The following is a 19,097-nucleotide window of genomic DNA, read 5'->3' on the forward strand; positions in this document are numbered from 1 at the left end:
GAAGTGACCCGCAGGCCGCTCGACCCCGCAGGACAAGAAGTGAACCCCAAGCCGCCCCGCCCCGCAGGACAAGAAGTAACCCGCAAGCCGCCCCACCCCGCGGCTCACGGAGCCCGGCGTCATCTGTGGTGGCCTCGGTTTGCGCAGGTGGGTGGTCTTACGCCAGCGCTGCCCCGCCGGAGGCGCCCGCGCCCAGGGCTCCCCTCTGCGGCCTGATGCCCGCCGGTACCGCACGCGCGCGTGCCGGGGTGCCTGTCCAGCAGGTGCCTCGGCGGGAGAGGAGGCGGCCCAGCCACAGTTCCAGGGAGACGAGGTCGGCGAGGCCGTCCAGGGGGAGGGGTTCGCCCTCGGCCGCCGCGCGGAGGGCCTTGCGGACGACTCGGGCCTCCACCAGGCCCGCCTGGGCGAGCAGCGGGTTGCCGAACAGGGACATCAGGGAGTCCGCGGCCACCCGTAGGCCCGTGCGGGCGGCTGCCGCGGAGGAGGCGTGGGTCGGGGCGCCCCAGCCCGGGGGGAGGTCGGCCACGCCGGCGCCCTCCAGGACCGTTCGAAGGATCGCCGCCCGGGCGCCCGGCTGGACTCGCAGCGCCTCCGGGAGGGCCCGGCAGGCGCGGACGACCTGGTTGTCGAGGAAGGGGGCGTGCAGGCGTTGGAAACGGATCTCGGCCGCCTGTTCCAGGACGCGGAGGTCCGCCGCGGTGCGGGCGAGGGCTCCGCGCGCGCGGAAGTCGCCGGGGCGCTGGCCCGGGCCGACTCCGGAGCGGAGGGTGGCGCCCTGGAGGCGAACCGATACTTCAGCAAGGGCCTCGCCGGTGAGCCAGCGCGCCGCCGGGCCCGGTCTGGCCCAGGCGAGCGCGGACAGGGACGCCCCCACGGCACCTCCGGGTTCGTCGAAGCGGCGCTGCATGAGGCGGTCGGCGAGGACCTCGAGGCCGGTGCGGTAGGGCGTACGGGCGAGCCGGCGTGCCGCGCCGTACACGCGCGCGGGGACCAGCACCGAACCGTCCGCCTTGGCGAGGGCGGCGACGGGGCGTACGAGGTGGCGGCGTTTGCGGTCCATCAGGAGGTCCGCGAGACGGGCCGGGTGGGCGTCCAGGACCTGGCGGGCGCCGTAGCCGGTGAAGTGGTCCGCGCTGCCGGAGGCGAGGCGGGCGCGGTGGCGGGCGGCCGTCACCAGGCACGGGCCGGGTTCGTCGGTCAGGGGGCCGTCGAGTTCGGCGTACGGGAGGGTCTCCTCGCCGCCGGTCACGACCACGTGGTGCAGGCGCGGGTTGGCCGCGAGGGTGCCCGCCCGCTCCAGCTCGGACTCCCGGCCGCCGACGGCCAGGTCGTTGAAGGTGACGGCCAGCAGCCGCTCCCCCGCACCCGTGCCGTGTCCCAGCACCGTGCCCGGCATGCCCGGGAGGCCGGCGGCGAGCAGGGCGAGGGTTCCCGAGGCGGGACCGCCGGAGAGGTCGGCCCCGATGCCGGGAACGGGCATCCCGCGCGCGGCACGCCGTTCCGCGGGGCCCATGCCCGGGACCGGGCCGGGGTCGATGTCGGCGCCGGGGACGTGGCGAGGCGCGGACAGGCGCACGCGTACCGCCTCCACCAGCGCGTCCCGTACGGCGTCCACCGCGCGGTCGGGGTCGGCGGAGGGCGCGGCCACCGCGAGGGAGGCGACCTGCTCGTAGCCGGCGATCTCGCGCGCCCCGGTGCGCAGGATCAGCGCGTGCCCCGGCGGAATGCGCCGTACGCCGTCGTAGGGGGTGGAGTCGTGCAGCGCGGCCGGTACGTCGGGGGCGGCGAGCAACGCGGCGAGGTGGCCGTAGTCGAGGTTGGCCTCGATGAGGTCGGCGAGCGGGAGCGCGGCCGTGGCATAGGCGGTGCCGCCGGCCCAGGGGGTGTGGAACACGGGCCGGGCGCCCGCCAGGTCGCCGCAGACGGTGATCCGGCGGCCCACCTGGACGACGGCCGTGTAGCTGCCCGGCCAGGCCGTCAGATGCCGGAGTGCGCCTCCGCGCGCGGCGAACAGCCCGACCCTCAGCTGCTCGTCCGTCGCCCCGCAGATGCCGAGGACCGCGATCCGGGTCTGCTCGTCGGCCTTCACCACCCGCACCTCGTCCGGGCGCCAGTCGCCGACCGCCCACAGCGGATCGGGGTCGCCCCACAGGAGGTGGGAGCCCACCGGATGCAGGGTCTCGCCGTCGTGTCCGACCGCACCCGCGGAGCCTGCCTCGACTGCTCGCGCGGCGGTGCTGCTCCATCCCACCAACCACCGCATGGACGCCTCCACAGGCTGTGGACAACCAGTGCACCGTACGAACTCGGCACCATGCTGCCATGAAGAACGCGCACCGGAGAGGCGGTGGGGCCGCTTGTGCTCCCCGGAATGCGCCCCGGCGGAGACTCGCGCATCGCGTCGAACACCCGGGCGAGGCAAGGAGATCGCGGGGCGACGGCACAGTGATCGAGGACGTACGGCAGAATGACTGCGACGCGAATGCGCCCCCGATTCGCTCCCCCAAAACACCCTGCGCGCCCTCAAGTTCCATGGTGAGAGGGCTGCGGACCCATGCAGGGAAGGGTCGATTTTCGGCCAATTCGGCGTCAACGGAACGGCGTTGCCCACGCTCCGTACATGCTCCGCCCACCGCCCGGCGAGCGCGCAGCCCGGGAGACGGAGTTCGCCCCCCGGGCCGTTCCGCCGCCCGCGGGGATGTAGGCGGCGGTGTCCCCCAGCCCACTGGATCCAGTACAGCGGGCCGACCCACGCACGGCCCATGGAACCGCTCCCGCGATGGCCGGAGAAGAGCGCACACCCAGGCGCACGGCCACACAGCGGGAGCACGACGCAACTACGCGTATCGGGCCCGCACTTCAGTACGGACCACAATCCCGCCATCCGGAACAATGCCTCTTAACGCTTGGGATGCGGCAAACTACGCTGGGTTTACGAATGCCGCATGGTTATGCCAGCGCGGCAGCCGTCTGTGTCGAGGGGTGGCGCAATGTCCAGGGAGCAACGCGGGCCGAACGAAAAACTCGGCGCCGTTCTCGCCCTCGCGGGAATCAGCAACGCAGGACTCGCCCGACGCGTCAACGACCTTGGCGCTCAACGCGGGTTGACTCTTCGCTACGACAAGACCTCGGTGGCGCGCTGGGTATCGAAGGGCATGGTGCCGCAGGGTGCCGCGCCGCACCTCATCGCCGCCGCCATAGGGCAGAAGCTCGGCCGCCCAGTGCCGCTCCACGAGATCGGCCTGGCGGACGCGGATCCCGCACCCGAGGTGGGCCTCGCCTTCCCCCGGGACGTCGGACAGGCGGTGCGCTCGGCCACGGAGCTGTACCGACTCGACCTCGCAGGACGCCGGGCCGGCTCCGGCGGCATCTGGCAGTCGCTGGCCGGATCGTTCGCAGTAAGCGCATACGCAACGCCTGCCTCGCGGTGGCTGATAACCCCGGCCGACAGTTCGGTGGCGCGCGAGGTGAACCCCGCCGAGGGCTCCGGCGCACCGCTCAAAGTCGGCCACAGCGATGTGCAGAAACTGCGGGAGGCCGCGGAGGACGCCAGGCGCTGGGACTCCAAGTACGGAGGCGGCGACTGGCGTTCGTCGATGGTGCCCGAGTGCCTGCGCGTGGAGGCGGCACCGCTCCTGCTCGGCTCCTACTCCGACGAGGTCGGCAGAGCCCTCTTCGGGGCGAGCGCCGAGCTCACCCGCCTCGCCGGCTGGATGGCCTTCGACACCGGCCAGCAGGAGGCCGCGCAGCGGTACTACATCCAGGCGCTGCGGCTGGCCCGTGCGGCGGCCGACGTCCCCCTCGGGGGCTACGTCCTGGCCTCCATGTCCCTCCAGGCCACCTACCGCGGCTTCGGCGACGAGGGCGTCGACCTCGCCCAGGCCGCCCTGGAGCGCAACCGGGGCCTGGCCACCGCCCGCACCATGAGCTTCTTCCGGCTCGTCGAGGCACGTGCCCACGCGCGCGCGGGTGACGCCCAGGCGGCCGGCGCGGCCCTGAAGGCGGCGGAGGGCTGGCTGGAGCGGTCCCGCGAGGGCGACAACGACCCGTCCTGGCTCGGCTTCTACTCGTACGACCGGTTCGCCGCGGACGCCGCCGAGTGCTACCGCGATCTGAAGGCACCGCGCCAGGTCCGCCGCTTCACCGAGCAGGCCCTGTCGAAGCCGACGGAGGAGTTCGTACGCTCGCACGGCCTGCGCCTCGTCGTCTCGGCGGTCGCCGAGCTCGAGTCCGGCAATCTCGACGCGGCATGCGAGCAGGGCGTACGGGCGGTGGAGGTCGCCGGGCGCATTTCCTCGGCGCGTACCACCGAGTACGTGAAGGACCTCCTGCACCGGCTGGAGCCGTACGGCGACGAACCGCGGGTGGTCGAGCTGCGGGAGCGGGCACGGCCGCTGCTGATGGCGCCCGCCTGACCCAGGAACACTCCGTCCGCCTCCCGGGTTTGAGCGCATTGTCAGTGGCGCAGTGCACTATCGAAGCCGGGAGGTGGTGCAGGTGGCGCGGCAGGTGCGGGAGCTCGCGTACGACTGTGACGTGCTGGTGGTCGGCGGCGGGATCGTCGGCCTGTCCACGGCGTATGCGATCACGCGCGCCGCGCCGGGCACGCGGGTGACGGTGCTGGAGAAGGAGGGCGGGCCCGCCCGGCACCAGACCGGGCGCAACAGCGGGGTGATCCACAGCGGGATCTACTACCGGCCCGGCTCCCTCAAGGCGCGGTACGCCGTCCGGGGCGCCGCCGAGATGATCAAGTTCTGCGCGGAGTACGACATTCCGCACGCCGTCACCGGAAAGCTGATCGTCGCGACCGACCGGGCCGAGCTGCCGCGGCTGCACGCGCTCGTGCAGCGCGGCCGGGAGAACGGGATCGCGGTACGGGAACTGGGGGGTGCCCAGATCGCGGAGTACGAGCCGGAGGTGCGCGGACTCGCCGCGATACACGTCGGGACGACGGGGGTCTGCGACTTCGCCGAGGTCGCGCGACGGCTGGGCGAGGCGTCGGGGGCGGAGATCCGGTACGGGGCGCGGGTCGTACGGGTGGATCGGCGGCCGGAGCTCGGAGTGGCCGTGCGGACAGCGGGCGGGGACGTCGTGCGGGGGCGGGTGCTGGTGAACTGCGCCGGGCTGTACTGCGACGAGATCGCGCGGATGACGGGGGACGAGCCGGGGATGCGGATCGTGCCGTTCCGGGGCGAGTACTACTCGCTGGCGCGAGAGCGGGCCTCGCTGGTGCGGGGGCTGGTGTATCCGGTGCCGGATCCGGCGTTTCCGTTCCTCGGGGTGCATCTCACGCGCGGGATCGACGGGGGTGTGCACATCGGGCCCAACGCGGTGCCGGCGCTGGCCCGGGAGGGGTACGGGTGGGGTGTGGTCCGGCCTCGGGAGGTGGCGGGGACGCTGGGGTGGCCGGGGGCGTGGCGGATGGCTCGGCGGCACTGGCGGTACGGGGCGGGGGAGCTGCGGCGGTCGGTGTCCAAGGGGGCGTTCGTGGAGGCGGTGCGTCGGTTGTTGCCGGCGGTCGAGGAAGGGGATCTGGTGCCTGCGGCGGCGGGGGTGCGGGCGCAGGCGGTGCTTCGGGACGGCACTCTGGTGGACGACTTCCTCATCCGGGAGGGGGCGCGGGCCGTGCACGTACTGAACGCACCTTCGCCTGCGGCGACGGCTTCGCTGCCGGTGGGGCGGGAGGTGGCTCGACGGGCGTTGGCGGCGCTGCCGTCTGTGTGACGGTGCGGAGCCGCTGCGGCCGCGCTCGCCGCAGGGCTGTTCTCGCCCCCGCCGCCCTTCCCTTCCCTTCCCTTCCCTTCCCTTCCCTTCCCTTCCCTTCCCTTCCCGTCCTGTCCCGTCCCGTCCCGTCCCCAGGGGCTGCGCCCCTTCGACCCCGCCGGGGCCGTGCCCCAGACTCCCTTCGGCCCGAAGGCCTCGTCCTCAAACGCCGGACGGGCGGAAAGGGGCCGGGCGGGGCTGGGTAGTAGCGGCCCAACCAGCGGGCCGTAAAATTGGGCTCACTGTGTCTGAGTCGCTCAATGTCCCCGAAACCCGCCAGGTCCCGCACCCGCCCGGGGCCTCCGCCCGGCATGTTCGGGCCAAGGGGGAACCGCGGTTCCCCGATGGTCCGAGTGCTGATCCCGCGGGGTCGCACTTCGAGCGGCGGATTCGGAGCTTTCAGCCTCGGCGGAGCCGGGTGACGGCCGGGCAGGCGGACGCGTTGCAGCGGTTGTGGTCCAAGTGGGGGCTCGACATCGACGGGCAGCGCGTTGTCGATCTCGGTGAGCTGTTCGGGAACGGCAATCCCGTCGTGCTCGAGATCGGGTTCGGGATGGGCGAGGCCACGGCCCGCATGGCCGGTGCCGACCCGGACACCAACATCCTCGCCGTGGACGTGCACACCCCGGGGCAGGGGAATCTGCTCAATCTCGCCGATCAGAACGGCCTGTCCAACATCCGCGTCGGCAACGGCGACGCCATCATCCTGATGCGGGAGATGCTCGCCCCCGACGCCCTGGCCGGTCTGCGCGTGTACTTCCCCGACCCCTGGCCCAAGAAGCGGCACCACAAGCGGCGGCTGATCCAGCCGGAGTTCCTCGACCTCGCCGCGACCCGGCTCGCACCGGGGGCGATCGTGCACTGTGCGACGGACTGGGAGCCGTACGCGGAGCAGATGCTCGAGGTGCTCACGGCGCACCCCGGCTTCGAGAACACACAGCCCGGGGGCGGTTTTGCGCCGCGTCCCGAGTTCCGGCCGCTGACTCGTTTCGAGGGTCAGGGACTGGAGAAGGGTCATGTCGTGAACGACCTGCTCTTCCGCCGCGTAGAGCACGGCGTAGAGCACCTCGTAGAACAACGCACCGAGCAACCTGCTGAGCAACGTGTAGTGCACAAGGACCAGCCCCCCACCGGCGCCTGAACCCCCCTCTCCCCCTGCGGACGGCGCCTCTGCCTCGTTAGGGTCAATGCCGTGGCCACCGTTCCCCCCTACCCGACGCACCCCGGTGATCCGGCCGGCGGCGCACTGCGGCACGCGCACTGGTGGCAGAGGAAGTGGGTGCGTTACGGCGGGCTGAGCACCCTGCTCGCACTCTCCGGGCTCGTCATCCTCGCCCTGGTGCGCGAGCAGACCGGCACGGAGGGGTTCCTGGTCGGGCTCGGACTCGCCGTCCTGCCCGTGCCGCTCCTCATGACGGCCTTCCGCTGGCTCGACCGGGTCGAGCCCGGCCCCTGGCGCAACCTGCTGTTCTCCTTCGCCTGGGGGGCCTGCGCAGCGGCGCTGATAGCGATCATCGCCAACAGTTTCGCGACGAGATGGATAGCGACGGCCACGGCGGATCCCTCCAGCGCGGACACCCTCGGCGCGACCGTCATAGCGCCGGTCGTGGAGGAGTCGGCCAAGGCCGCGGCCGTTTTACTCGTCTTCCTCTTCCGGCGCCGTGACTTCACCGGGATCGTCGACGGGGTGGTGATAGCCGGGGTCACCGCCACCGGCTTCGCCTTCACCGAGAACATCCTCTACCTCGGCACCGCCTTCGGCACCGACCAGCTCACCGGCGACACCGGGATCGCCTCCGTCACCGCGGCGACCTTCTTCGTGCGGATCATCATGTCGCCGTTCGCGCACCCGCTCTTCACCGTCCTCACCGGCATCGGCTTCGGCATCTCCGCGCTCTCGGCGGAACGCCACCACCTGCGGCGCGTCCTGCTGCCGCTGTCCGGGCTGCTGCTCGCGATGGGCATGCACGCGATCTGGAACGGCTCCTCGACGTTCGGCGAGTACGGGTTCTTCGCGGTCTACGCGGCCTTCATGGTGCCCGCCTTCGGGCTGCTGACCTGGCTCGTCATCTGGACCCGGCAGCGTGAGCTGAAGACCGTACGGGAAGAGCTGCCCGCGTACGCGGTGGCGGGCTGGCTGTCGCCGACCGAGCCGTACGCGCTCGGCTCGATGCGGGCACGGCGGCTGGCCCGCGAGTACGCCCGCCGGCACTTCGGTCGGCCCGCGGCGCGGGCGGTGGCGCAGTACGAGGCGTACGCGACCTCGCTGGCCTTCCTGCGGCATCGGGGGCGCCTCGGGCGGGCCGAGGCCGACTTCGTCGTACGGGAACGGGAGCTGCTGGCCGAGCTGTGGTGGCGCCGGGAGGTGGCGCGCCCCGCGCTGGACCACGCGGCACGGGAGACGGCACCGCCGGTGGCGGTGACCGCGCCGCCGTGGCCGGTGTACGGGGTGTACGGGTATCCGGCGGTGCCTGCCGCGTATCCGGCGGTGCCGTATCCCTCCTACAGCTCGTACAACCCGTATCGGATGTAATCAGGAAGCGCACCGCCGGACACCGGGAAGCGCACCGACTGACACCGAGAAGTGCCCGCCGGAGATCAGGCCGACGCCTCCGTCAACCGCGCGACCTCCGCCTCCGTCAGGGCCAGCTCCGCCACCCCCACCAGCGCCGGCAGCTGCTCGACCGTGCGTGCGGACGCGATCGGCGCCGCCACCGTCGGCCGGGCCGCGAGCCACGCCAGGGCGACCGTGGCGACCGGCACGTCGTGGGACCGGGCGATCTCGTCCAGGGCGGTGAGGACGTTCCGGCCGCGCTCGGTGTCGAGGTGCTTGGAGGCGCCGCCGGCCCGCGGGCTGTCGACGGTCGTGCCGGGCCGGTACTTGCCGGTGAGGAAGCCGGAGGCGAGCGCGGAGTACGGGACGGCCGCGAGGCCGGAGCGCTCGGCCAGGTCCTGGAGCTCGCCCTCGTACGTGTCGCGGGAGACCAGGTTGTAGTGGGGCTGGAGGGCGACGTACCGCGCCAGGCCCTCCCGGTCGGAGAAGGCGAGGGACGCCTCGAGCCGCTCCGGGGAGATGTTGGACGCGCCGATGTACCGCACCTTGCCCGCCTGCACCAGCTCGTCGAGCGCGCCGATGATCGCCTCCACCGGCACGTCCGGCTTGTCGAAGTGCGTGTAGTAGAGGTCGATGTAGTCGGTGCCGAGGCGCCGCAGGGAGGCGTCGGCGGCGGCCTTGATGTTGGCGGCGGTCAGGCCCTGGTACTCGGGGTGCTGGCTCACCTTGGTCGCGATCACCACGTCCGCGCGGTTGCCGCGTGCCTTGGCCCACTTGCCGACGACGGTCTCGGACTCGCCGCCCCGGTGGCCCTCGACCCACGCCGAGTAGGAGTCGGCGGTGTCGATGAAGTTGCCGCCCGCGGCGGCGTACGCGTCCAGGACGGCGAAGGAGGCCGCCTCGTCGGCGGTCCAGCCGAAGACGTTGCCGCCGAGGGACAGCGGGAAGACCTCGAGGTCCGATGAGCCGAGCTTGCGGAGCGACAGCGAAGGAGAGGGGGACGAAGACGAAGACGGAGAGGAAGAAGTCATACTTCACCTCAACGGCCGCACCGGATCCCGCGATTCCACGGTCACCCGCAAAAACCCCGTAAACAAGAGCCCCGTAACCGCTGACCGCCCCCGCAAAACGGACCGGCAGCCCTGACGTCGGGGGGATGCCGTCAGGACCGCCGGGATTCAATGAACGGGAACACGACGGTCAGGGGTTGAGGCCCTTGCTCCGCAGCCACGCCATCGGGTCGATCCCGGAGCCGGAACCGTCGGTGTGGACCTCGAGGTGCAGATGCGCCCCGGTCACGTTCCCCGTCGCACCCACGCGCCCGATCACGTCACCGGTGTTGACCTTCTGGCCGACGCTGACGCTGATCGAGGACTGGTGGGCGTACCAGATCTCGGTGCCGTCATCGAGCGTGAGCACGGTCTTGTAGCCGTACGACCCGTCCCAGCCGGCCTGCGTGATCGTCCCGGTGTGGACGGCCTTGATCAGCGTGCCCGTGGGCGCGGCGAAGTCGAGGCCGGTGTGGTAGCCGGAGGACCACAGGGAGCCGGCCTGGCCGAAGGTGGAGGTGATGGTGTACGAGGAGGTCGGCAGCGTGAACTGCTTGGCCAGCTCGGCGAGGCGCGCGGCCTCGGCCTTCTGCGCGGCCTCCTCCTCCGCCTTCTTCTTCGCGGCGGCGGCCTTGGCCTCGGCCTCCTGCTCCGCCTTGGCGGCCGCGTCGGCGGCGGCCTTTTCGGCCTCGGCGACGGCGTCGGCCGCGGCCTTGCTCTCGACCTGGTCCTGCTGCTGCTCGGCCTGGGCCATGATCCGGGTGCGCAGCACCTCGCCGGCGTCGGCCGTGCTCTTCTCGGTGTCGGCGGAGGCCACGCTGACGCTGCTGAGCGCGGTGCCGGAGTCCTCGGCGGCGTCCGAGTCGTCGGAGATGAGGGAGCCCACGTTGGGCAGGTCGGGGATGGAGATCGACACCGGCGGCTTGCCGGTCTGCGCGCTGGCCATGCCGCCCGCGCCGACAGCGGCTATGACGCCGACGCCGAGGACGGTGGAGCTGCGGGCGAGTCCGCCGCGCGCGAGTCCGCCGCGCTGCTTGGCGACGCGATGCCGGCCACGTACGGGTGGGAGGGACTCCTCGGTGGGATTCCACTCCGTCCAGGGGCCCTCGTCGGTGCTGTAGGTGCCGTAGCCGAATGTCTCGGTGTCGCGCTGGCTCGGCACGAACGGGGCTTCTGGGGCAGGCCGGTTGGACGCCACGTGGGCGTGCTCCTTTCCTTCCTTCTCGCCTACCGGGTTAGCTGACGGGTTCGGAGCAGGAAGGTCTCCTACGCGCGTATACCGGCCGTGACTTCACGGTGATATCCGCGCGATTCACCCCAATTGGTGGTTCCCCGGTTCCCTTGCGGGATTCGGCGCGTGCGCACGGAGCCGACTCTTGTGACGGCTGGGACGACCGCGCTGCGTTATCGAACGTTAATAGACGCGGGGCCTGGATTCCAAGCTGTTCCTCTTGATCATTAACCTTTCCGCGCAGGACTTACGGCCCATGACCGGCGAAAAACGGGCGAGTTGGCCAAGCCTCAGCAACCCCACGGGTACTGACGGTGCGTCAGTTGTTATGCGGAGGGCTCTCATCCGATCACCTCTCGTAACAACGGACCCTGAGGGTCGTCGTACACACGGAAGGTGCACCCCGCGAGCCGCGCCTCGGGGTCGTAGAACTCCCCGCGGGCGTTCCGCGCCTCGGACAGCCCGTCGGTGTGCAGGAGCAGCGTGGCCCTGGCCGGGAAACCGCGCACGGCCGCCATGAACCCCTCGAAGGCCTCGATCCCGCCCCATCCCCTTGCCCCGCACGTCGCCGACGACGAGCCGGACGCCGTACGGACTGTCGAACCCGCCGATCCGTCCGGCGGGCTCGGGCAGCACCGCGCGCTGGGTGGCCTCGGCGATCTCGCGCGCGGAGGCGAGGCGCCCTTCCCCCAGGCGTACGACACGGTTGATGACGGCGGCCAGCACGGCGACCGCGGCCACGGTGACCACCTCGGTGACCGTGTCGGCGTCCGCGGCGAGTCCGTACCGGGCATCGACCGCGTACGTGGCGATCAGGGCCCCGCCCCCGGTCACGACGGTGCCGCTCAGCGAGTAGACCGGCGCAGCGACGAGCGGGGCGGTGGTGAGGAAGGGGATCGCGGTGAAGGCGTGCGGGGCGAGGAGGTCGTAGAAGACTCCCCTGACGATCAGCAGGACGGGGAGTACCTGGAGAACGACCCACAGGCTGGAGATGCGGCGCCAGCGTACACATCCGACGCACACATACACCGAGGGCCGGAACCCATTTCTGGATTCCGGCCCTCGGCCTTCAGTAGCGGGGACAGGATTTGAACCTGCGACCTCTGGGTTATGAGCCCAGCGAGCTACCGAGCTGCTCCACCCCGCGTCGTTGTGTCTTCAGTGTACGCCATCCGCGGGACGGAAGTCGCATCGGCGCCGGCTGCCCGGATTGTCCGCGTGCGTGAGCGTCTCCCAGAACACCGCGAGGGCAGGGGGCTCCTCCGCCCCCAGACCCCCGGCCTATGCCCACCCACCACCCGTTTCGGTGGACCGAGACGTGAGCCTCACCCCCTCGCAAACGCCCCTTCAGCCCAGCAGATGCCGATTCGGCGCCTTCGCCACGGCCTCGTACTCCGGGAGCACGACGACCGTCGCACCCTCCGCCACCAGCACCTCGCTCCCGTCCGCCCCCGCGACGAACGTGTCCGGCTCGCGCCACGCCGTCACCACCCGCCGTACCCCCGCGTCCAGGATCAGCCGCGCGCACGGCGCCGGCCGGGACGCGCGGCGGGCGCACGGTTCCAGGCTGCTGTACACCGTCGCGGAGGCCAGCCGAGGGTCACCCGGCGTGATCTTCGCGAGGGCCGCCTCCTCCGCGTGGACGACCGGGTCGTCGCCCTCCCGTGAGTGGCCGCGCGCCAGCTCCGTACCGTCGGCCGCCACGACCACCGCCCCCACGCTGAACGCCGTGTCCGAGGGCGGACACAGGGCCGCCAGTTCGCAGGCGAGGGCGAGCCAGTGGTGGTCGGCGGCGGAGGCGTGCGGGCCGCTGCCCGGTGCCGTCGGCTCGTAGCGCATCAGGACGACGTCCCCGACCGGCCGGGTGGAGACCAGCCGGAGGCGTCCGCCCTGGTAGGGGCCGGGGCCGAACAGGCGGGGCGCGTCCGGGTCGCCCACGAACAGCGGGGCCAGCACCAGCTGGAGTTCGTCGGCGAGTCCCTGCCGCAGCAGCTGGGTGTGGATCTGCCCGCCGCCCTCGACCATGAGGCGCCGGACCCCACGGACGTCGTGCAGGTGCTCCAGCAACCGCCGCCAGTCGAGGTCGGCACCGAGGGGCACCACGTCCGCCGCCAGTCCCACCGCACGAGCCCGGGCCGCGCCCTTCTCCGTCGTATAGACGATCTTCTCGCCGCCCGTGTGCCAGAAGTTCGCGGCCGGGTCCAGGTCCCCCGACCCGCTGACCGTGACCTTCAGCGGATACTCCGGCTTGCCCGCGGCCACCCGGGCCGCCCGCCGCTCCGCCGAGTTGACGAGCAGCCGCGGATTGTCGGCACGAATCGTCCCCGCGCCGACCAGGATCGCGTCGACGGACGCCCGCACCTCGTCGACCCGGTCGAAGTCGGCCGGGCCGGAGAGCAGCAGGCGGTCGGGGCCGGTGTCGTCCAGGTAGCCGTCGAGGGAGACGGCGGCGGAGAGGAGGACGTACGGGTGGGGCATCGGCGCGGTCCCTCTCGAAGGCGGCGGCACGGCGGGCTTGGTTCATGTCACGCCGGGCGTGGTTCATGTCACGGCGGGCTTGGTTCAAGTTTGAAGCAAACCTACACTGGGGGCATGACGACTCGCTGGCTCACCCCGAAGGAGCAGCGCGCCTGGCGCGCGTACATCGCCGCGACGCAACTCCTGGAGGACGCGATCGACCGGCAGCTCCAGCAGGAGGCCGGCATGCCGCACCTCTACTACACCATCCTGGCCTACCTCTCCGAGGTGCCCGAGCACCGGCTGCGCATGACCGATCTCGCGGAGAAGCTGAAGATCACCCGCAGCCGGCTGACGTACGCCGTGACGCGCCTGGAGAAGGACGGGCTGCTGCGGCGCGAGGACTGCCGCTGGGACAAGCGCGGCACCGTCGCGGTCCTGACGGACGAGGGCATGACGATCCTGGAGCAGACCGCGCCCGGCCATGTCGAGACGGTCCGCGCCTCCCTCTTCGACCGGCTCACCGACGAACAGGTGGAGCAGCTGGAGGAGATCTGCACGGGCATCGCCGAGGGCCTCCAGGGCGACGACGCCCAGTCCGCGCCGGAGGGGGTCCCGTGGCGCCGGCGCTCGTCCCCTTCCTGCTCGTGAGCCGCACCACAAACCGATTGCTTCAAATTTAAAGCATGGGGTAGGGTCCAACTCGTGGATCTGCTTCAAAACTGAAGCAGATCCCGCGCTTCTGACCACCGGACCCGGGAGAACCCGCATGCCCGACTTCCCCGCCGCCACCCCCCGCTCCCGCGTCCGCGTACCGCTGCGCTTCCACGACGGCTACAGCGTCGACACCGAAGTCGTCACCTTCCACGGCCTGGCCGACGGCCAGGAACACGTGGCGATCATCCTCGGGAACCCGGCCACCGGCACCACCGCGACCGCCACCCCCACCCCCCTCGTCCGCCTGCACTCCGAGTGCCTGACCGGCGACGTCTTCGGCTCGGCCCGCTGCGACTGCGGCCCGCAGCTGCGCGAGGCCGTCGAGCGGATAGCCGACCGCGGCGGCGTGCTGCTCTACCTCCGCCAGGAGGGCCGCGGCATCGGCCTCTACAACAAGCTCGACGCGTACGCCCTCCAGGACCAGGGCCTCGACACCTACGCCGCCAACACCGCGCTGGGCCTGCCCGAGGACGCCCGCGACTACACGGCGGCCGCCCAGATGCTCCAGGCCCTCGGCATCAGCAGCCTCGACCTGCTGTCCAACAACCCCGACAAGGCAGGGCAGTTGAGGGACCTCGGCATCCACGTCCGCGACCGGGTGCCCACCGGCGTCTTCCAGAACACGCACAACGTCCGGTACCTGCGCGCGAAGGTCCTGCAGACCCAGCACACGCTGCCGCTCGGCGAGCTGACGGGACGTCACGCGGGCTGAGGGTGTAGCCCGCTACACCCCACACTCGGTAACCCACTCCCTCGTGGCCACACACGGCGGACGGAATCGTGGAGATCACACGGATCCCACCGTTTTCCGCCCCGTCCCGCTGTTGTGGAGGCAATCCCTGCCATGGCCACTTTCCTGTACCACGTAGGCCGACTGGCCTTCAGATGGCGCTGGTTCGTCACCCTGCTCTGGATCGCGGCCCTGGCCGCCGTAGGCGTCGCCGCCGCCAAAGCGCCCGCCGCCGCCTCCGACGGGTTCACCATGCCCGGCATCGAGTCCCAGAAGGCCTTCGACCTGCTCGAAGAGCGCTTCCCCGGGTCGGCGGCGGACGGGGCGAGCGCCCGGATCGTCTTCGTCGCCGCGAACGGCGAGAAGGTCACCGCCACCGAGAACAAGGCGGCGATAGAGAAGCTCGTCGACGAGGCCGCCGACAGCTCGCAGGTCGCCAGTACCGTCGACCCCTTCCAGGCGAAGGCGGTGAGCAAGGACGCGACGACGGCGTACGCGACGGTCTCCTTCAAGGTGCCCGCGGCCGACCTGACCGACGCGAGCAAGAAGCACCTGGAAAGCGCCATCGACGTGGCCCGGGACGCGGGGCTCACCATCGAGGTCGGCGGGGACGCCCTCGCCACCCAGCCCTCGGCGGGCGGCAGCGCGGAGGCCATCGGCATCGCGATCGCCGCCCTGGTCCTGCTCATCACGTTCGGCTCGCTCGCCGCCGCCGGACTGCCGCTGCTCACCGCGATCCTCGGCGTCGGCCTCAGCATGGCCTCGATCATGGCCCTGAGCAGCACCTTCGGCCTGTCGGACACAACCGGCACGCTGGCCACCATGCTCGGCCTCGCCTGTGGCATCGACTACGCGCTGTTCGTCGTGTCCCGCTACCGGGAGGAGCGTGCCAAGGGGCACGACCCGCGGGAGGCGGCGGGCATGGCCGCCGGTACGGCCGGTTCGGCGGTCGTCTTCGCCGGGCTGACCGTGGTGATCGCGCTGGCCGGGCTCTCGGTGGTCGGCATCCCGCTGCTCACCAAGATGGGGCTGGCCGCGGCCGGCGCGGTCCTCGTCTCCGTACTGATCTGCCTCACCCTGGTCCCGGCCGTGCTCGGCTTCTGGGCGAACGCCGTGCTCGCGCGCGGGGTCCGCCGGAACAGCAGGCGCAGCCGCAGGAAGCAGCAGCAGACCGAGAACGGCGGCTCGCGCTGGGCCCGGATCGTCGTACGCCATCCCCTCCCCGTGCTGCTGCTCGGCGTGGCGGGCCTGGGCGTGATGGCGACCCCGGTGATGGACCTCCAGCTGGGCATGCCCGGCGACGAGGCCAAGGCCACCTCCACCACCGAGCGCCGGGCGTACGACGCCCTCGCCGAGGGCTTCGGCCCCGGGTTCAACGGGCCCCTCAGCATCGTCGTGGACGCCAAGGGAGCCGACGACGCGAAGTCGGCCGTAGCGAGGATCTCGAAGGACATCGCCGCCACCGACGGAGTCGTCTCCGTCTCGCCCGCCCGCTTCGACCAGGCCGGGGACACCGCGGTGTTCTCCGTCACCCCGTCCACCGCGCCGACCGACGAGAAGACCAAGGACCTCGTCCAGACCATCCGCGACGAACGCCCGGGCATCGAGTCCAAGACCTCCGGGGCGTCCTTCGAGGTGACCGGCAAGACCGCCCTCGACATCGACGTCGCCGAGAAGGTGCAGTCCGCGCTGATCCCCTACCTCGCGGTCGTCGTCGGTCTGGCGATCGTGCTCCTGCTGCTGGTCTTCCGCTCGCTGCTCGTCCCGCTGAAGGCGGCGCTCGGCTTCCTGCTCTCCGTCCTCGCCGCCCTCGGCGCGGTGGTCGCGGTCTTCCAGCAGGGCCACGGCGCCGAACTCCTCGGCGTGGAGACCACCGGCCCGATCATGAGCATGATGCCGATCTTCCTGGTGGGCATCGTGTTCGGCCTGGCCATGGACTACGAGGTGTTCCTCGTCTCGCGGATGCGGGAGGCGTACGTCCACGGCGACGGGGCCAAGCAGGCGGTCGTCACCGGGTTCCGGCACAGCGCCCGGGTGGTCGTGGCCGCGGCTCTGATCATGATGGCCGTCTTCTCCGGCTTCATCGGCGCCGGCGAGTCGATGATCAAGATGATCGGCTTCGGCCTGGCCATCGCGGTCTTCTTCGACGCCTTCGTCGTCCGGATGGCGATCGTCCCCGCGATCCTCTCCCTCCTCGGCGACAAGGCCTGGTACCTGCCCCGCCTGCTGGACCGGCTGCTCCCCGACATCGACGTCGAGGGCGAGAAGCTCAGCCGCCGGCACCCGGTCGGCGACACGGAGGCGGCCCGGCGGCCCGAACCCGAGCCGGTCTCCGCCCGCTAGGTCCTGTCCGGCGGATCAGGTCGCAGGAAATCGGCGGCGCCTCATCGACGCAGGTGAGCCCCGCGTCTGCGACCTGATCCGCCGGACAGGCCCTCACCCGCGACACCCCCGGGGCCGCCGTCACCGACGGCGGCCCCGCCCCGCGCGGCCAGCGCCGCACGCAGACCCTCGTCCCGGAACCCCGGCGGCATCCGCACATCCAGCACCGCCACATCCGGCCGATGCTCCAGCAACGCGGGCAGGACCTCCGGCCCGGAGCCGACGACGGCCGCCACCTCGTGCCCGGCAGAGGTCAGCAACAGCACAAGGCCCTCCCGAAGGAGGGCGTTGTCCTCGGCGATCACCACACGCACGGCAACTCCACCTCGATCACGGTCGGCCCCCCGACGGGGCTGGTGACGTCGAACGTCCCGTCGAGCGCCGCGACCCGTCGGCGCATGCCGAGCAGTCCCGAGCCGGCGGACTCGTCGGCGCCGCCCTGGCCCTCGTCGCGGACGTACACCGTCAGGCTGCGCCGGGTGCGGGCGAGGCGCACCTCGGCCCGCGTGGAACCGCTGTACTTGGCGACGTTGGTCAGCGACTCGGCGATCACGAAGTACGCGGCGGCCTCCACGGCCGCGGGCGCGCGGACGCCCTCCTCCAGGCCGCCGTCGTCCACCGACACCGCCAGACCGCTGCTCGCGGCCAGCGCCCGCACCGCGCCGACCAGGCCGCGGTCGGTGAGGATCGGCGGGTGGATGCCGCGTACGACGTGCCGCAGCTCCGTGAGTGCCTGTTCGGCCTGGTCCTGGGCGTCGTCCAGGAGCTTGCGCGCGGCCGCGGGATCACGGTCGTAGGCCCGCTTGGCGAGCCCGATCCGCATGGACAGGGCGACCAGCCGTGCCTGCGCGCCGTCGTGCAGATCCCGCTCGATACGGCGCAGTTCGGCACCGTGCGCGGCGATCGCGTCCGCGCGGGTCTCCTTCAGTTCCTCGACCCGCGCGGCGAGCTGCGCCTTCGGGGAGGGCATGAGCAGGGCGGTCGTCCAGCCGGCCTCCAGGTCCGCGAGCCGCACGATCAACGGCAGCACCACCGCGGGCCGCCGCAGCAGCCCGCACCACACGCCGTCGACGACCAGCCCCACGGGCCACAGCGGCAGCGCGAGGAAGACGAGAGCACCGTAGAAGTAGTAGGCGAGCATCCAGCGCAGGTCGGTGTGCGTACCGGGGTCGCGTACGGCGATCCGCAACCGCTCCCGCAGCGTCCCGCTGATGCTCTGGTACGCCTCGGGAATCCGCCGCCCCGTCCACGCGGTGGTCAGCCCTCGCTTGGCCCCGGCGATCCGCCGGATCAGCAGCACCGTCTCGGGCAGCATCCAGGCGCCGACGACCGCGACCGTACCGGTGGCGGTGATCAGCAGAACGGTGATGAATATCCACACGCCGAACGCCATCGCGGCGGCCACGACAAGATGCAAGGTGGCCCACGCGGCCCGCTGGACCGTTTTCCACATGCGGCAACGCTAGATGATGGGGGTGGGGGCGGTCGGGCGAGCGGGCACCCGGGCATGATCGGGGCAGGGCTGCCGGGGACGACGAAAATCGGTTCAGGGCTGCCGGGACGACGAAAGGGACGCTGGGGCTGTGAGCGAACACGCGGGGATCTCGACGGCGAAGGAGGCCGCGGATCACGAGCTGGTCCTGGCTTTCGGGCGGTTGCAGGGGGCGGCCAACCGGCTGGAGTACATCCTGGGGCGCTCGCTGGAGGTGGAGTGCGGGATCAGCCATCTGACGTACGAGGTGCTGCTGATCCTGGGACGGGCGCCCGAGCCGGGTCTGTCGATGCGGGCCATCGCCCAGGAGCAGGTGCTGACCACGGGCGGGGCGACGCGGCTGGTGGACCGTATGGAGGCGGCCGGGCTGGTCGAACGCGTGGAGGACCCCGGCGACCGGCGCGGGCGGCTGGTGCGGCTGACCGGGCTGGGGGAGGAGACCGCGGTGGGTGCCTCCCGGGTGCACGTGGAGAACATCAAGCGGTACTTCGTGGAGCCGCTGCCCGAGGCGGACCGTGAGCGGTTCGCGGAGGACCTGCGCATCCTGAGCCACGCGGCGCGGGACATGCTGCCCCGGCTGCCCTGAGCGCCGGCCGGGAGGGCGGGCGTCGACGGCGCGAGCGCCAGCCGGGCGGGCGGCAGGCCTGACGCCATGGCACCCGTGGACAGAAAGTGGCGCCGATCACACACCTTCGGGGAAATACCTGACGAAGCAGATACTG

The 19,097-nt window shown here is 71.9% G+C and carries 15 protein-coding genes, 1 tRNA gene, 1 pseudogene and 1 riboswitch; of the genes and pseudogenes, 9 read left to right on the forward strand and 8 right to left on the reverse strand.

The genetic code is table 11. The annotated features are described in order from the left end of the window. Positions 1 to 157: 157 nt before the first annotated feature. Positions 158 to 2,263 (reverse strand): asparagine synthase-related protein, encoded by a 2,106-nt coding sequence (locus tag QFZ76_RS24910; RefSeq protein WP_307675824.1) that lies wholly within the window; start codon positions 2,261 to 2,263, stop codon positions 158 to 160. Positions 2,264 to 2,990: 727 nt separating this feature from the next. Between QFZ76_RS24910 and QFZ76_RS24915 the strand changes: the two genes are divergently transcribed. The 4 genes from QFZ76_RS24915 (at position 2,991) to QFZ76_RS24930 (ending at position 8,296) form a co-directional block, all read left to right on the forward strand. Continuing rightward, complete coding sequence (locus tag QFZ76_RS24915; RefSeq protein WP_307675825.1) at positions 2,991 to 4,415, forward strand: MFS transporter; 1,425 nt, start codon at positions 2,991 to 2,993, stop codon at positions 4,413 to 4,415. A gap of 52 nt (positions 4,416 to 4,467) precedes the next feature. Beyond that, a complete protein-coding gene (gene lhgO / locus QFZ76_RS24920; protein ID WP_307675826.1) occupies positions 4,468 to 5,724 on the forward strand; it encodes an L-2-hydroxyglutarate oxidase in 1,257 nt (418 codons plus the stop codon). Positions 5,725 to 6,007: 283 nt separating this feature from the next. Next, positions 6,008 to 6,904, forward strand: coding sequence for a tRNA (guanosine(46)-N7)-methyltransferase TrmB (trmB, locus tag QFZ76_RS24925; protein WP_307675827.1), 897 nt, complete (start codon positions 6,008 to 6,010; stop codon positions 6,902 to 6,904). Positions 6,905 to 6,955: 51 nt separating this feature from the next. Further along, positions 6,956 to 8,296, forward strand: coding sequence for a PrsW family intramembrane metalloprotease (locus QFZ76_RS24930; RefSeq protein WP_307675828.1), 1,341 nt, complete (start codon positions 6,956 to 6,958; stop codon positions 8,294 to 8,296). A 65-nt stretch (positions 8,297 to 8,361) separates the two neighbouring features. On the opposite strand, the gene QFZ76_RS24935 is transcribed toward QFZ76_RS24930, so the two are convergent. From QFZ76_RS24935 to QFZ76_RS24945, 3 genes are all read right to left on the reverse strand, one after another. Beyond that, positions 8,362 to 9,348 (reverse strand): aldo/keto reductase, encoded by a 987-nt coding sequence (locus tag QFZ76_RS24935; RefSeq protein WP_307675829.1) that lies wholly within the window; start codon positions 9,346 to 9,348, stop codon positions 8,362 to 8,364. 169 nt (positions 9,349 to 9,517) lie between these two features. Beyond that, the gene (locus QFZ76_RS24940; RefSeq protein WP_307675830.1) at positions 9,518 to 10,564 is read right to left on the reverse strand and encodes a M23 family metallopeptidase; all 1,047 of its coding nucleotides are present in this window, start codon (positions 10,562 to 10,564) and stop codon (positions 9,518 to 9,520) included. 11 nt (positions 10,565 to 10,575) lie between these two features. After that, positions 10,576 to 10,732: riboswitch (cyclic di-AMP (ydaO/yuaA leader) on the reverse strand. Positions 10,733 to 10,938: 206 nt separating this feature from the next. Then, positions 10,939 to 11,115: a SpoIIE family protein phosphatase gene (locus tag QFZ76_RS24945; protein ID WP_307675831.1), complete on the reverse strand. Its 177-nt coding sequence runs from the start codon at positions 11,113 to 11,115 to the stop codon at positions 10,939 to 10,941. A gap of 191 nt (positions 11,116 to 11,306) precedes the next feature. Here QFZ76_RS24945 and QFZ76_RS24950 point away from each other — a divergent pair, with 191 nt between their 5' ends. After that, on the forward strand, positions 11,307 to 11,453 hold the full coding sequence (locus QFZ76_RS24950; RefSeq protein WP_307675832.1) for a hypothetical protein: 147 nt from the start codon (positions 11,307 to 11,309) through the stop codon (positions 11,451 to 11,453). Between the two features lie 217 nt (positions 11,454 to 11,670). Here the strand turns inward: QFZ76_RS24950 and QFZ76_RS24955 are convergent. Together QFZ76_RS24955 and QFZ76_RS24960 are read right to left on the reverse strand one after the other, a co-directional pair. Further along, positions 11,671 to 11,744 (reverse strand) — tRNA-Met (locus QFZ76_RS24955). Positions 11,745 to 11,944: 200 nt separating this feature from the next. Next, positions 11,945 to 13,075 carry a dihydrofolate reductase family protein gene (locus tag QFZ76_RS24960; protein WP_307675833.1) on the reverse strand — a complete coding sequence of 377 codons (1,131 nt, stop codon included), beginning with the start codon at positions 13,073 to 13,075 and terminating at the stop codon, positions 11,945 to 11,947. Positions 13,076 to 13,189: 114 nt separating this feature from the next. On the opposite strand from QFZ76_RS24960, the gene QFZ76_RS24965 reads away from it, so the two are divergent. The 3 genes from QFZ76_RS24965 to QFZ76_RS24975 all read left to right on the forward strand — a co-directional run bounded on the left by QFZ76_RS24965 (position 13,190) and on the right by QFZ76_RS24975 (position 16,844). Next, complete coding sequence (locus QFZ76_RS24965) at positions 13,190 to 13,705, forward strand: MarR family winged helix-turn-helix transcriptional regulator (protein ID WP_307675834.1); 516 nt, start codon at positions 13,190 to 13,192, stop codon at positions 13,703 to 13,705. 118 nt (positions 13,706 to 13,823) lie between these two features. Next, complete coding sequence (gene ribA / locus QFZ76_RS24970; protein WP_307675835.1) at positions 13,824 to 14,483, forward strand: GTP cyclohydrolase II; 660 nt, start codon at positions 13,824 to 13,826, stop codon at positions 14,481 to 14,483. 132 nt (positions 14,484 to 14,615) lie between these two features. After that, positions 14,616 to 16,844, forward strand: coding sequence for an efflux RND transporter permease subunit (locus QFZ76_RS24975; protein ID WP_307675836.1), 2,229 nt, complete (start codon positions 14,616 to 14,618; stop codon positions 16,842 to 16,844). A 140-nt stretch (positions 16,845 to 16,984) separates the two neighbouring features. Here QFZ76_RS24975 and QFZ76_RS24980 read toward each other — a convergent pair. Both QFZ76_RS24980 and QFZ76_RS24985 read right to left on the reverse strand, forming a co-directional pair. Continuing rightward, positions 16,985 to 17,197 (reverse strand): annotated as a pseudogene (locus QFZ76_RS24980) (response regulator); the annotation flags it as partial. Beyond that, positions 17,185 to 18,336, reverse strand: coding sequence for a histidine kinase (locus QFZ76_RS24985; protein ID WP_307675837.1), 1,152 nt, complete (start codon positions 18,334 to 18,336; stop codon positions 17,185 to 17,187). The pseudogene QFZ76_RS24980 and the gene QFZ76_RS24985, both read right to left, overlap by 13 nt. Before the next feature lie 130 nt (positions 18,337 to 18,466). Between QFZ76_RS24985 and QFZ76_RS24990 the strand changes: the two genes are divergently transcribed. Continuing rightward, complete coding sequence (locus QFZ76_RS24990; protein ID WP_266437165.1) at positions 18,467 to 18,961, forward strand: MarR family winged helix-turn-helix transcriptional regulator; 495 nt, start codon at positions 18,467 to 18,469, stop codon at positions 18,959 to 18,961. Positions 18,962 to 19,097 lie beyond the last annotated feature (136 nt).

It is taken from the genome of Streptomyces sp. V4I2, assembly GCF_030817655.1.
GTDB classification, from domain to species: domain Bacteria; phylum Actinomycetota; class Actinomycetes; order Streptomycetales; family Streptomycetaceae; genus Streptomyces; species Streptomyces plumbiresistens.

Bases quoted from the DNA above. Each gene is read 5' to 3' on its own strand.
- QFZ76_RS24975 (WP_307675836.1), top strand. From the start codon at position 14,616: ATGGCCACTTTCCTGTACCACGTAGGCCGACTGGCCTTCAGATGGCGC.
- ribA (WP_307675835.1), top strand. From the start codon at position 13,824: ATGCCCGACTTCCCCGCCGCCACCCCCCGCTCCCGCGTCCGCGTACCG.
- QFZ76_RS24910 (WP_307675824.1), bottom strand. From the start codon at position 2,263: ATGCGGTGGTTGGTGGGATGGAGCAGCACCGCCGCGCGAGCAGTCGAG.
- QFZ76_RS24935 (WP_307675829.1), bottom strand. From the start codon at position 9,348: ATGACTTCTTCCTCTCCGTCTTCGTCTTCGTCCCCCTCTCCTTCGCTG.
- QFZ76_RS24945 (WP_307675831.1), bottom strand. From the start codon at position 11,115: ATGGCGGCCGTGCGCGGTTTCCCGGCCAGGGCCACGCTGCTCCTGCAC.
- QFZ76_RS24965 (WP_307675834.1), top strand. From the start codon at position 13,190: ATGACGACTCGCTGGCTCACCCCGAAGGAGCAGCGCGCCTGGCGCGCG.
- QFZ76_RS24985 (WP_307675837.1), bottom strand. From the start codon at position 18,336: ATGTGGAAAACGGTCCAGCGGGCCGCGTGGGCCACCTTGCATCTTGTC.
- QFZ76_RS24950 (WP_307675832.1), top strand. From the start codon at position 11,307: ATGACGGCGGCCAGCACGGCGACCGCGGCCACGGTGACCACCTCGGTG.
- QFZ76_RS24960 (WP_307675833.1), bottom strand. From the start codon at position 13,075: ATGCCCCACCCGTACGTCCTCCTCTCCGCCGCCGTCTCCCTCGACGGC.
- QFZ76_RS24915 (WP_307675825.1), top strand. From the start codon at position 2,991: ATGTCCAGGGAGCAACGCGGGCCGAACGAAAAACTCGGCGCCGTTCTC.